This is a genomic window from Chryseobacterium sp. T16E-39, from assembly GCF_002216065.1.
Taxonomy (GTDB): Bacteria; Bacteroidota; Bacteroidia; order Flavobacteriales; family Weeksellaceae; genus Chryseobacterium.
Map to the genome: position 1 here is coordinate 2595519 of NZ_CP022282.1, position 12663 is coordinate 2608181.

The 12663-nt window shown below is 36.2% G+C and carries 11 protein-coding genes, 7 tRNA genes and 1 other RNA gene; 2 read left to right on the forward strand and 17 right to left on the reverse strand.

Annotated features, from left to right (window positions below; genetic code table 11):
• Nucleotides 1-22 precede the first annotated feature (22 nt).
• The 14 genes from CEY12_RS11720 to rpsU all read right to left on the reverse strand — a co-directional run bounded on the left by CEY12_RS11720 (nucleotide 23) and on the right by rpsU (nucleotide 7063).
• Nucleotides 23-1105, reverse strand: a complete 1083-nt coding sequence (locus tag CEY12_RS11720) for an efflux RND transporter periplasmic adaptor subunit (protein WP_089027876.1) — start codon at nucleotides 1103-1105, stop codon at nucleotides 23-25.
• 4 nt (nucleotides 1106-1109) lie between these two features.
• Entirely contained in the window at nucleotides 1110-2351 is a 1242-nt protein-coding gene (locus CEY12_RS11725) for a TolC family protein (RefSeq protein WP_089027877.1), read from the reverse strand.
• 71 nt (nucleotides 2352-2422) lie between these two features.
• Nucleotides 2423-3790: an ATP-binding protein gene (locus tag CEY12_RS11730; RefSeq protein ID WP_089027878.1), complete on the reverse strand. Its 1368-nt coding sequence runs from the start codon at nucleotides 3788-3790 to the stop codon at nucleotides 2423-2425.
• On the reverse strand, nucleotides 3791-4471 hold the full coding sequence (locus CEY12_RS11735) for a response regulator transcription factor (protein ID WP_089027879.1): 681 nt from the start codon (nucleotides 4469-4471) through the stop codon (nucleotides 3791-3793).
• A 157-nt stretch (nucleotides 4472-4628) separates the two neighbouring features.
• Nucleotides 4629-4703 (reverse strand) — tRNA-Thr (locus CEY12_RS11740).
• A 42-nt stretch (nucleotides 4704-4745) separates the two neighbouring features.
• Nucleotides 4746-4818 (reverse strand) — tRNA-Gly (locus CEY12_RS11745).
• 87 nt (nucleotides 4819-4905) lie between these two features.
• Nucleotides 4906-4986: transfer RNA gene (locus CEY12_RS11750), tRNA-Tyr, on the reverse strand.
• Between the two features lie 17 nt (nucleotides 4987-5003).
• Nucleotides 5004-5077: transfer RNA gene (locus CEY12_RS11755), tRNA-Thr, on the reverse strand.
• A gap of 90 nt (nucleotides 5078-5167) precedes the next feature.
• A tRNA-Gly gene (locus CEY12_RS11760) sits at nucleotides 5168-5240 on the reverse strand.
• An 87-nt stretch (nucleotides 5241-5327) separates the two neighbouring features.
• A tRNA-Tyr gene (locus CEY12_RS11765) sits at nucleotides 5328-5408 on the reverse strand.
• Between the two features lie 16 nt (nucleotides 5409-5424).
• Nucleotides 5425-5498, reverse strand: a tRNA-Thr gene (locus CEY12_RS11770).
• Nucleotides 5499-5606: 108 nt separating this feature from the next.
• A complete protein-coding gene (locus CEY12_RS11775; RefSeq protein WP_089027880.1) occupies nucleotides 5607-5897 on the reverse strand; it encodes an HPF/RaiA family ribosome-associated protein in 291 nt (96 codons plus the stop codon).
• Nucleotides 5894-6781: a tyrosine-type recombinase/integrase gene (locus CEY12_RS11780; RefSeq protein WP_089027881.1), complete on the reverse strand. Its 888-nt coding sequence runs from the start codon at nucleotides 6779-6781 to the stop codon at nucleotides 5894-5896. The genes CEY12_RS11775 and CEY12_RS11780 overlap by 4 nt, the downstream gene beginning before the upstream one ends.
• Before the next feature lie 84 nt (nucleotides 6782-6865).
• Complete coding sequence (gene rpsU / locus CEY12_RS11785; protein WP_045501128.1) at nucleotides 6866-7063, reverse strand: 30S ribosomal protein S21; 198 nt, start codon at nucleotides 7061-7063, stop codon at nucleotides 6866-6868.
• A 160-nt stretch (nucleotides 7064-7223) separates the two neighbouring features.
• Here rpsU and CEY12_RS11790 point away from each other — a divergent pair, with 160 nt between their 5' ends.
• Both CEY12_RS11790 and ssrA read left to right on the forward strand, forming a co-directional pair.
• Complete coding sequence (locus tag CEY12_RS11790; protein WP_089027882.1) at nucleotides 7224-7979, forward strand: hypothetical protein; 756 nt, start codon at nucleotides 7224-7226, stop codon at nucleotides 7977-7979.
• A 153-nt stretch (nucleotides 7980-8132) separates the two neighbouring features.
• Nucleotides 8133-8535: a transfer-messenger RNA gene (gene ssrA, locus CEY12_RS11795) on the forward strand.
• Nucleotides 8536-8802: 267 nt separating this feature from the next.
• Here the strand turns inward: ssrA and CEY12_RS11800 are convergent.
• The 3 genes from CEY12_RS11800 to CEY12_RS11810 are packed head-to-tail and all read right to left on the reverse strand — an operon-like array spanning nucleotide 8803 to nucleotide 12321.
• Nucleotides 8803-10554, reverse strand: coding sequence for a CocE/NonD family hydrolase (locus CEY12_RS11800; RefSeq protein WP_089027883.1), 1752 nt, complete (start codon nucleotides 10552-10554; stop codon nucleotides 8803-8805).
• A 19-nt stretch (nucleotides 10555-10573) separates the two neighbouring features.
• On the reverse strand, nucleotides 10574-11266 hold the full coding sequence (locus tag CEY12_RS11805) for a LytR/AlgR family response regulator transcription factor (protein WP_089027884.1): 693 nt from the start codon (nucleotides 11264-11266) through the stop codon (nucleotides 10574-10576).
• The gene (locus tag CEY12_RS11810) at nucleotides 11263-12321 is read right to left on the reverse strand and encodes a sensor histidine kinase (protein WP_157676813.1); all 1059 of its coding nucleotides are present in this window, start codon (nucleotides 12319-12321) and stop codon (nucleotides 11263-11265) included. Before CEY12_RS11810 ends, CEY12_RS11805 begins: the two co-directional genes overlap by 4 nt.
• Between the last annotated feature and the right edge of the window lie 342 nt (nucleotides 12322-12663).

Genomic DNA, 12663 nt, shown 5'->3' on the forward strand with positions numbered 1-12663 from the left:
GTCCTTAAAAAAAGACTTTGGATTAGTTGTTTAGGGAACGATAAATCAACAATTGATTCTCTGTGATGATTTGCTCCCCCTCAGCTAGCCCTTCAGAGATATAGGCTGTATCTCCAACCTGTTTTAAAACCTTAACCTCTTTAACTTTCAAGTTTGTTCTGGATTTAAAAATCACTACAAAACTTCTGTTATCATCAAAGATCACTGCTTTGGAAGGAACTGTTAATGCCATATTATTTTCTGAAGTTGAAACTTTAATGGTCGCTTTACTATCCGGGATCAATAGTCCATTTGCATTATCTAAAACAACTCTTGCCTGCATCGCATTGGTTTGAGGATCGATAATTTTGAATATTTTATCAATCTTTCCGTAAAATATTTTATCCGGATAAGAAAGTGTTGAGACTTCAGCTTTCATACCAAGGCTTATTTTATCAATATCCGATTCATTTACATTCATGATCGCCCACACATTAGTCGTGTTTGCCACATCAAAAATATTATCGCTTCTATCTGTCCTCAGCTGCATGTCCTTATTGATATTCTTTTGAACAATATAACCACTGATAGGCGCTAAAACATTATAAATATTCCCTTTCTTTACATTATAAACCGTACTTATTGCACTTGCTCTCTGCAATTGATCCTGTGCCTTTTGCAATTGGCTTTTAGCCTCCAGTACATCTCTTTCGGTATTAAGCTTCCCTTCATACATTTCTTTTGCAACACGAACGTTATTTTGAGCAACAACCAAATCGGTCTTTGCATCGCTTACATCTTTTTGTACTTCTGCAAGCTCTGTACTTCTTATGGTGGCCATGACCTGACCTTTTGTAACGTGATCTCCCAATTCCACATTTACACTCAACACGTTACCTCCCACTAATGGATACACATCAATATAGCTGTTTTGATCTGCAGAGATCTTTCCATAAAAATTATAGTTATCTACAATATATTTTTTTTCAACTTTTGCCAGAGAAATCGATTTAAGCATAGTATTACTCAATTCAAACCCTTTAGGAGTTGCTGTTTTCTGTACTTCTTTCTTAGAACAAGACAGTGATGCAACGGCTACAAATAATGCAATTATATATTTTTTCATTTTTTTAATAGAAGATTTTAGTTTGTACTAATTGATTAAGCTGTTCAGCCGATTGAATGATGTCATTTTTCATATCGTAGATCTGAAGGGCTGTCTGCCTGTAGCTTTCCATAAAGTCTGTAAATTCAATAAGACTCACATTTCCGCTTCTGAAATTTTTTAGCATTCCATTGTATACCAGATCCAGATTATTTAGGTCTGTGGCTTTTATTTCTGCTAATTGATCGTATTGACTTTTCCAGGTTCTGTAAGAAGACTGTACTTTAGTTTCCAGGTCGAGCTTTTGGTAATCAGCATTTTTTTGATTCTGCTGGATGGCATAGTTTGCTTTCTCAACATTTCCCTGATTGCTCTTCCATAGAGGTAATGGAATTCCCACCATTAAATTAACTTCATTTTTGAAGGTTCCACCATTCTGGTCCCATCCTGCTCCTACATTAAGATCAGGAACATTTAATGATTTCTGCCATTGTGCAAAAAGCTTACTGTTATCAATCAATTTTATGTTATATTGATAATCTGCATTATTTTCCAATGCTTTTTTCTTTAGCTCTTCTTCATCTCCGAACGGTTGAGTAGCTAAAATTTCTTTAGCTTCAGAATCGGATAGTTCTGGCTCTATATCTTCGGTAATTCCCGTTAAAACTTTTAAATTTTGCTCAACTGCGAGAATGTTTTTATTGATCTCAACTTTGTCGTTATTCAGCTGGATCACGATACTCTGTAGTCTTACTTCATCTTTAAGAGATACATTTCCCTTTGCAGACTGTACTTTGTAAGCACTCAGAAGTTCTTTCATATATCCCAATTGCTTATTGGTATTCTCGAGTTTTAATTTTTGAAAGTAGAGATTGTAGTATGTTGTGTGAAGTTGTGTTTTAAGATCAACCAGAAGTTGAGAAAATTGAAGTTGAGCCAGCTCTTTATTTGATTTTGCAAATGCAATCTCATTTTTCTTCTTCCCACCCATATAAATGAGTTGAGTCACCTGTGCTCCTTTAGCATGCCCCACATCAAACACTTTTCTCCCTTCAGGATTATATGCATTGATCTGCCCGCTTAACTGTGGAAGTTCCCAGATCTTAGCCTGTATAATATCAGCATCTGCCATATTGATATTATACTGCTGGGCGAGCAGCTGAAGGTTATTCGTCTGGAAAGCTTTTTCACAATCCAGAAGAGACATTTGCTGTTGTGCTGTCATGAATGAGGAAATGACAACGAACAGTCCTGCAATTTTGTTCATTCTTTCAATTTTATGAAAACAAAAGTGCTAAGACACGATTAAAACGAACTTAAATGAGGCTTAAAAAAAAATTAAATTTTAGAAAAAACAACACTAAACTTATTCACATTTTCTGATGGCGAGGAGTAAATAATACCAGCTCCATGATATTCTAAAATTCTCTTGACAATACGAAGCCCTAATCCGGAACCCGAAATATTCTGAGAGTTATTCCCTCTCATGAAAGCCTCAAATAGTTTCGACTGTTCATTCTCAGAAATCGTATTCCCATGAGAAATAACATCCACCATCAGTTTTGAAGCAGTTTCTGTAATAAGAACATCTACTTCAATATTATCTGAATATACCGCTGCATTTTTGAACAGATTAATAAATACAATGTCTAGCAATGATTGTATTCCTTTTATAGTTAATAATGCTTGCTCTGAAGTTTCTTCAGAAATTAAAAAATCCATTTTCAGCTCCGGATAACTTTTTTCTACGGTTTCGAAGGAACTGAATATAACTTCATCAATCCTTACCTCTTCGTACAGACTCTGAATATTCTCTTTGTCAAATTTGGTTAGAAGTAATAAGGAATTGGTCAGATCAGATAGCTGATAAACATCTTTCTGAATCTGTTTTAATGAAGATAGTGTCTCAGGAGAATGTGATTCAAATTTAATCAGGTTCTCCAGCTGGAACGCCATTCTTGTAATCGGTGTTCGTATTTCATGCGAGGCGCTCGCCGTGAAATCTTTTTGCGATTGAAAAACATCGTTCAATCGTACAATCATGGTATTAAATGATTGTGCTAATATACTAATTTCATCTTGTGATTGTTGTACGGGAATTTGTGTGGTCAGTTTATGTGCAGTAACTTCAGAAATCTCTTTATTAAGTTCTTCCAATGGGCGAAGAAACTGCCCCATAAAATAATAGCTAAAAAGCCCAATAAGAAGTGTGCTCATTACATAGGCTGTAACAAGCAAATATTTCAGGTATGATAATTTTGACTTTCCATTACTGTCGAAGGCACTGGTAAGAATATAATAGTTTTCTCCCTTTATATTTTTAAGTGCAGCATATATTTCGGGAACTGTTTTTTCGGTATATATTGTCTTTCTCTGATCTAATTCTTTTAGCAAAGCAGCATCCCAGGTAACATTACGATCTTTTATGGTGCTATAGATCAATTCCTTTTCAGCATTAAAAATCAATATTTTCTCATTGAGAAGGATATTATCCGAATTTTCATTAAAAAAAATGGGAGCTTCTTCCTCAAAGTCCTTAGATTCGGAAATAAAATGAGACGTAAACTCCAGCCTTTGTCGAAATCTCTCTTTAAACTCATCCCTTCTAAAATCATTAAAAGACATGTAGATAATGACCATCACAATACCAAAAAGTAATGAGAAGGCAATACTTAAGTTTAAAGCGATCTTCCTTTTTAATGACATCTATAACGGGCTTAAGTAATATCCAAAACCCGATCGGGTATGGATCAGTTTAACTTTAAAATCTTTATCAATTTTCTTTCTCAGGAAATTGATATATACTTCTACTGTATTGGTATTGGTGTTAAAGTTATGTTCCCATACATGCTCTGTGATCTGCTGTTTAGAAACCGTTCTTCCCTGGGCATCGGCCAGATACGCCAATAATTGAAACTCCTTTAATGTAAGTGTAATTTCATTTCCCGCCCGGAATACTTTCTGTTCGGTTTTATTAATAATCAAATCATCAATCCTTACAATTTCCTGATCGGAGGTATCTACAGGCATTTTTCTTCGCAATAAAGAATTTACCCGTAACAATAGCTCTTCAAACTGGAAAGGTTTCACGAGATAGTCATCAGCAAGCCTTGTAAAGGCATCTTTTTTATCAGAAAGATCTCCATAAGCGGAAATGATGATGATCGGTGTATTTTTATCAAAAGAACGAATCGTTTGACAGACATCCAATCCATTAATCTTGGGAACATTGATATCAAGTAAATATAAATCGTAAGAATTATTTTTTATCTGACGAAGGAAGGTTTCACCATCATAAATTTTATCACATGCGAAATGGTTTGATTCTAAAAACTTACAAAGTTCCGCAGAGAGAATAAGGTCGTCTTCCAATAAAAGTATATTCATCAAAAATTATTTATACGAATTTAACGAATTTTTTTTTGACTTTTAATTAAAATCATGTAGAGTTTATCCAAATGAAAAGGAGGCACCGCGGATATGTTTAAGATACAAATGTGAATTATCTGAGCAAAAAAAATCCCGAAAAGATCGGGATTAAAGCTGGAGCCAACTACGGGACTTGAACCCGTGACCTCTTCCTTACCAAGGAAGCACTCTACCGCTGAGCTAAGTCGGCATTAAGCAAAAAAATCACACTTTAATAGCATGATTTTCTTTGAGCGGAAGACGGGGGTCGAACCCGCGACATTCAGCTTGGAAGGCTGACGCTCTACCAACTGAGCTACTTCCGCAATTTTGTTTCCAAAACTATTGGTAAACGCTGTGCAAATCTATAAAAAAGCTTTTAAACTTGCAAGTTTTATTTTCAATATAAACAGTGGGAAGAGCAGGATTCGAACCTGCGAAGCCGAAGCAACTGAGTTACAGTCAGTCCCATTTAGCCACTCTGGAATCTTCCCTAGTTTATATTAAATTGAGCCTCCAGAGGGATTCGAACCCACGACCCCGAGATTACAAATCACGTGCTCTGGCCAACTGAGCTATGGAGGCAATTTAAACTGTCTGAGGCTATCCGAAGGCAATCTATCGTAAGCTGTATCAGGTTTAAAAAAAATCACGCCTTGTGGTGTGATTTTATTGAGCGGAAGACGGGGGTCGAACCCGCGACATTCAGCTTGGAAGGCTGACGCTCTACCAACTGAGCTACTTCCGCAATTTTGTTTCCAAAACTATTGGTAAACGCTGTGCAAATCTATAAAAAAGCTTTTAAACTTGCAAGTTTTATTTTCAATATAAACAGTGGGAAGAGCAGGATTCGAACCTGCGAAGCCGAAGCAACTGAGTTACAGTCAGTCCCATTTAGCCACTCTGGAATCTTCCCTAGTTTATATTAAATGAGCCTCCAGAGGGATTCGAACCCACGACCCCGAGATTACAAATCACGTGCTCTGGCCAACTGAGCTATGGAGGCATTTATTAAAAAGAATTCAAAAGATCACTGTTCCCTTTTTGCGAGTGCAAATATAGAACGGATTTTTTGAATTCTCAAATTTTTAGGCGATTATTTTAAACTTTTTTTCTAAGCCGTTTCTTTTTTCTTGATTAGTAGCTTCTTAGCAGTATCAACACATAGATCCAAACTCTCTTCAAAACTTACAGCGGTCTTTTTTACTACGATATCGTCACCCGGAACCGCCAAAATAAGTTCAGCAGTTTTATTTAATCTGTCCGAGTTATTTTCAACTTTCAAGAAGATTTTGCATTCATGAATTTTGTCATAAAACGTTTCTAATTTGCTTACTTTTTTTTCGATGTGCGATTCCAATGGTTCGTGTGGAGTTAAACCAATTGATTGTACTGTGATCTTCATAATTCTTCTTTTTTAGACGCTCGAGGATGAGCCTGATTAAACACTTTTTTCAATTGTTCAATATTAGCATTTGTATATACCTGCGTACTCGCAAGACTGGAATGCCCTAATATTTTTTTTACTTTTGAGATCTCTGCCCCATTATCCAAAACGTGTGTAGCAAAGCTATGCCTTAGAATATGAGGACTTCTTTTTTGCTTCGAAGTTATAAGACTAAGGTACTTATTTACCACTACATAAACAAATTTTTCCGTGAGTTTTTTGCCCTTCTTATTGACGAAAAAATAAGATATATGCTCTTCATTAGGTTTCCTGAATTCTAAATAACTTCTTAATAAAATGGTTAAATCATCAGATATAGGAACATACCTTTCTTTGTTTCCTTTACCTATAATCTTCAACTCATTTCCATCTAAGTTTACATTCTCAAATATCAAGCCACAAAGCTCTGCCTTACGAATACCAGTCTGATATAAAACCTCTATAATGCAATGATCTAAAACGTCGCGCTCCTGTTCAAAAAATGCATTATCAAGCACTTGCATTTCTTCCTGGGAAATGGGGATCTGTTTTTCGGCATAAAATTTAAGGGAGGAAATAGTTTCGGTAGGAGAAACTTTAATTTCACCAATTTTTAAAAGATAAAGATAAAAACTACGGAGTGAAGAAAGTTTCCTATTAATACTTCTTTTGGAAATATTATTTTCACTTAAGTCAACAATAAAGTTTCGAATAACTTTTTTATCTGCTTTGGAAATATCTTCAGAAGATTCTGTTTTGAGAAAAAAATAAGAAAAATCCTCAAGATCTTTTTTATAACTTGTAATCGTATGAGGTGAATACCTCTTTTCGAACGCTAAATATTCTAAAAATTTATCCAACATCACATCTGGAGTGAACATAAAAAATTCACTCCTCAAATATAAGTATTTAAGAAGTGAATGTAGTATTTGTTTAAGAAAAATTTCTTAAGCCTGCTCTTCCTTGCTAAGTGCTCTTTGCTTGTAAGCAGCTTTCAACTTAGACTGTCTCAAAGTTACTGAAGGCTTGATAAACGCTTGTCTAGATCTTAATTGACGAACTGTACCTGTTTTATCAAATTTTCTTTTATATTTTTTTAAAGCTCTATCGATGGATTCACCATCTTTTACTGGTATTATTAACATATATTACATCTCATTTTGGATTGCAAAAGTAAATATTTTTTTCTTAATACACAAAAGATATTTCTTTTTAATTTAAAATAACATCTCTTTTCCATTACATACATTATTCATAACTTTGTGATATACGATTCTGAAAACATAATTTTAAACAACAAAACACATGAAAAATTATCTTTACACGAGAGCTATATCTTTAGCCCTCGTTCTATCTTCTCCTGCAGTCATTCTTGGACAAGTAGGCATTAATACAACAACCCCAAATAACGATGCCGTATTGGATATAAATTCGTCAAACAAAGGACTTTTGCCTCCTCGGGTTGCGTTAACCGCTACCTCACTGCCCGCACCACTTACCGCTCATGTCGAAGGAATGGTAGTTTACAACACCACATCAGTAAATGGTTTATCCCCAGGATTGTATCTGAATGATGGAACAAAGTGGGGAGAGTTAAGTACTGTTTCAGAGACAGAGGGCAGTGTATTAACCAAAATAAAATACAGAGGCCGGAATCTTGATACTAATGGCTATAATAAACCAACGCTTAAAGTTCCTTCCATGAATATGGAATTTAGATTCGCAACAACCTCTGGATCCACTTATCTTGAAGTAAGATTATTATCTGCACCTACTGCCAGTATTACCTATTATGCCAATGAGTTATGGTTTGGAAATACCAACAGTGGTGGAAAGCAGTCAGTTACTTTTACTACAACAAATTGGGACACCTGGTCCCGAAGCCTTTCCAATGGGGTCTGGAATAATTCATGGGGATATCAATATCAGATTTCAACAGGAACTGGGGTAATCCCCGGAAGCAACGATTTATTAGCCGGTAACTTCTATGGCTTTAATAATTATGGTAATGGCGCAGGAATAGATAATGAGATGTATGTTCTTGCATTTGAGCAATATTAAATAATATATTATTAAAAATTCAATTGAAAATGCCAGAAAATATGTTCTGGCATTTCTTATATAAAGGCTCCAACATCTATAATTATCGAAAATGGAATTTAAGATTAACTGTATTTAAACAAAAAACAGTACATTTGCACTCACTTTATTCATGGGGTTGACTGGTTTCGACAGCAAGATCAATGGGTAAGTAAGCATGCAGAGAACCGTAGCGCGATCTCTTTAATCCCTTGCTACAAAATTTTAACTGGCAACGAAGAGTTCGCTCTTGCAGCTTAATATCGAAGTTTAGTAGATTCAAGCGCTTTCCCGAAGATTTTAGTAAGGAAGCAAGATGTCTCACAAATGCTCTGTTTTGCGGCGTTTGATCCTGAGATATAGGAATGCAAAAATAAGGTTTTAGATACTTTGACTAAAACTCGAAAACCTCAGAAGATAAGCTGGATGTTGGGTGTCTGCTCTCTGCCTCCAGTCGAAAACCAATAGTAGAATAAGCATGTAGAAAGTTTATGTATTGCTTGTTTGGACGAGGGTTCGAATCCCTCCAACTCCACAAAAGCCCTGTAAAAAAATATTTTACAGGGCTTTTTATTTCAAGACACAAATATTAAAGTAGTATTGCTACTTATTGTAAGTTTACCGTTTGGGTAAATCCTCTGTTGTCAACATCAATTTACTTTTTCAGCTATAGTTATAAAGAAGAACCTAAGAAACTTCACATATTTAAGTTAGTCTATTTTTGAATGGCAAAATATGATCAGTATTCAGATGAAAGACCATTTTCGATACCTTGATGTAAAAAACAGATAATTTGTATGTCATTTTAAAACAACGACTTTGAATCCGACACGCCAAGATCAATATAACTGCCTGTAGACCATTGAATATCGAGAGGAACACCAGCGTCTTTCACTGTTTCTTTACTCACATCTTTACCAGTGCCATAATTGATCTGTGCAAAAGGGTTTTTATCAATATTAAGCATCAAAAGTAACCTACTTCCTTTTTGAAGCTGTCTGCTGAAAACTCTCGACCTATAAAATGGAATAGTTTCTAATTCTCCTGCCACCAGCAATTTCCGTTTGCTCATATCCTGTGCATAACTTGCTCTTCCCAGAAAATAGGAAAGCTGAAAATATTCTCCCGAAGGAGTAATTTCGTATAAGCTAAGGCCTATATCCATATCTTTTTTATTGATTATTGCCTTAAGCTCTCCCTTCAATGCACCAGAAACCGAAACTGACTGGTTAAATGGTTTAGTAACAAAGAAAAGTCCATTAATGGTATCAAGCTCTTTTTTAATGATAGGGTCTGGATAGTAATCGTTATAAAATGAAGTCCTATCTGCAAGGTTAACCCTTTGATGCATAAAAACCTCTTTAACTGGCTTTTTCTCAGAAAGCAACTTTTTACCAGAAACACTATCTAAATAAAAGCGGATATGTTGGTCTTCCATTTTTTCCAATGAAGAAACATGCTTCCATTTATTTGCGCCCATTACCTGAAAATTGATCTTATCTTCTAATAAGGCAGGCTTCTTTCCTCCCTTAAGGATATAATCAAACCACTGAAAGGTAATTTCACGGGTATTGATCAACGCACCCGAATCTACCTGATACCCCCTCAATTCTGCCACTCCCCCTTTTTGTGCTCCAAAATGATCGTAAGGGCCTATAATCAAATAATGTTGGGCAGAGGGATTGTATTTGTAATGCTCCCTGAGGTATTCGAGTGCAGAAACCTGCCCATCATCATAATAACCCGTGATACTGAGTACAGGAATATTAATATGCTTAAAATCCTCTTTATAAGGTACCATCGACTGCCAGTAAGCATCATAATCGGGATGGGAGAGCCATTTCTGAAACCAGGGGTTGGGAGTGCCATCAATACTATCTACCTTGTTGTAAGCCAAGCCACTTTCCCACCAGTTGTTCCGCATCCTACGCCACCGGGCACTATCGTTGTTCACGGAATCATCCGTATATTTATTATTGGTGATGTAGAATGCCCATTGATAGTTAGCCAATATAAACACATTATTTTCCATCGGCACTCCTAGTCCTGGAATTGCAGCTACGTAGGGTACAATTGTTTTAAGCGCCGGATGCAGGTATTTGGTTGCAGCCCATTGTGCAAAACCAGAATAGCTTCCGCCGTACATCCCCACCCTTCCGTCACTCCAAGATTGGTCTGCAATCCAATCAATAACTGCATTCACATCCTGTGTTTCATGTTCGTAAGGTTCAATTGGCCCCGGACTCAGGCGTTTACCTCTCGTATCGGCCACAATGCCTATGTAGCCATGATCGGCAGCATATTTCGCTTCCATCAGGCTCCTGTTTTTATTGGAATAAATAAAATAGAAAAGAGCAGCAGGCAGCTTTTCTTTTACGCCTTTTTTCCTGACCACCACAGCAGATAAGGTGATGCCATATTTGGTTTTAATCATGACACTATCGTTAATGATGTAATGATCGTTATCTGGCAAAGAGAATTTTTGTTGTGCAAAGATTTCGATGCTAATTATCAGGCATAGCAAAGCCATACTCAATTTTGTTAAGTTTATTTTCATTATTGAAAAGTTTAGTAGATTATGTTTTAATGAGGTTCCTAAATTTTATAGCCTGGCGTTCTGATATCCTGATCTGTTCTCCTGTTTTAAGTACTACCAGTGTACCTTCAATATCCTTTTTTACAAGACTGATGTAATCGATATTAAACAAAATACTCCTGCTTGCCCTAAAAAACCTCTGACAATCAGGATTATCTTCCAGTTTATTCAAAGATGTTTTAAGCAATACCTGTTCTTTTCCGAAAAAGAGCCTGGCATAGTTTTCAACCGATTCGATCAGGTGTACATCTTTCCATTTAATGAGATGGTGTCTGTCTCTATCTTTTACAAAAACATAAGGCTCATCATTTCCAGTGATCCTTTCAATAGCCTTATCCATTGCATTTTTAAAACGTTCCTTCCGTACGGGTTTCATCAGGTAATCCATAGCACTCACCTCAAAAGCCCTTACGGCAAAACTGTCGAAAGCGGTCACAAAGATCACTTCAGGAAGATGGTTTAACGTTTCTAACAGATCAAAGCCAGAACGACCAGGCATTTGGATATCTAAAAAAATCAGATCAGGTTTTAACAACACGATAAGCTTTTCTGCTTCATCTGCATTGGCCGCTTCACCCAATATCACTACCTGCGGATAGTCTTTTAGCATCCTTATCAGTTCCTGCCTTGCTCCACGTTCATCATCAATAATTATTACTCTTATTGTTTTCATATGATCGGGATTTTAATTTCGGCACAAACTATTTGCTGCGTCTCGGATAATCTAAAAGTAGCCAGCTGTTGATAACTAAGATCAAGCCGTTCCTTCAAATTTCGTAACCCTATACCTTCAATAATTTCATTCTCTTCCAACTTACCCGGATTTAATACCGTGATAATTAAAAAACCTTCCCTTTCAACAATGATAAGATCAATCCTACCACCATATTTTTCTAATGCAACACCATGTTTTACCGCATTTTCAACCAATGTTTGGATGCATAACCTGGGCACCATCAACTCTGATAAGGAAACATCAATATCAAGCTGGTACTCTAGTCTTTCTTGCATTCTTAAACTTTCCAGTTCGAGATAATCCTTTACCAGTGCAATCTCCTCATTTAACCTGATGAGCATGGAACTGCCCTTATAAAGCCCACTCCTTAAAAGCTCACTTAACAAATCGACCGCCCTACCTGCGGCATCGGGATTTATATAAACTAATGATTTTATGGTATTGAGTGTGTTAAACAAAAAATGAGGGTTTAGCTGGGCCGAAAGATTATCAAGCTGTGACTGCTTAAAGCTAAGTTCGAGCCTTGCGTTTTCTACTGATAAACGCATCTCTCTTTTCGCATAATGATAAAGATGGTAAGCCAAAAGCCATATCGCCATCAATCTAAAACCTGCTACCAAGATACTTACCGCATTTAAATTAAAGAAATCGACAAAGGTTTGTGCTACATCTCCCATAAACCACAGCCGAACAAGATAGAGTTTACCAATGGTGACCAATGCATAAAAAATACCCATCACTGGAACAGCAATCAACATCCGCCATAGTAATTTATCAAGCGGAAGATCTTGCCAATGATTTCTTATTGAAAAATTGCGGTAGAGGTGAGTGATTAATATATACATCGCCACATCCAGTACAAATTGAATTACTGCCAAATCCAACCTGAACCCATCTTTATACCAGCCGTTAAAAGACCAATACAGCGATGCTAGTGACCAACCAATAAGTTGGCATTTGCAATAAAGAGATATGTGTACTTTCTTTTCCAAAACGTTAGCTTGAAACAAAGCAACGAAAACTAATTTTAAGAAAAAAGATAAAGTACAGGAACGTAGGCTTTTGGGGGATGAGTGCGGTTTAGCACAGAGTAGGCGCTCGGTAGACTAAAAGTAGACCCGGTAAAAATCAACCTTGACAGAGAGTATTGATGACTTTTAATAGAATATTTTGATGATTTATTTGATCTACCTACCACTTCTAACATCCTATTCTAATAGATCATACAAGTGTAACAATTCACATAAAAAAGAAATATTCTTTTGTTTTTACTGGACAAAATAGGATTCCAACAAAGAAATGCAGTTAAAGCAAATGTCTTCAAAACACTGAAT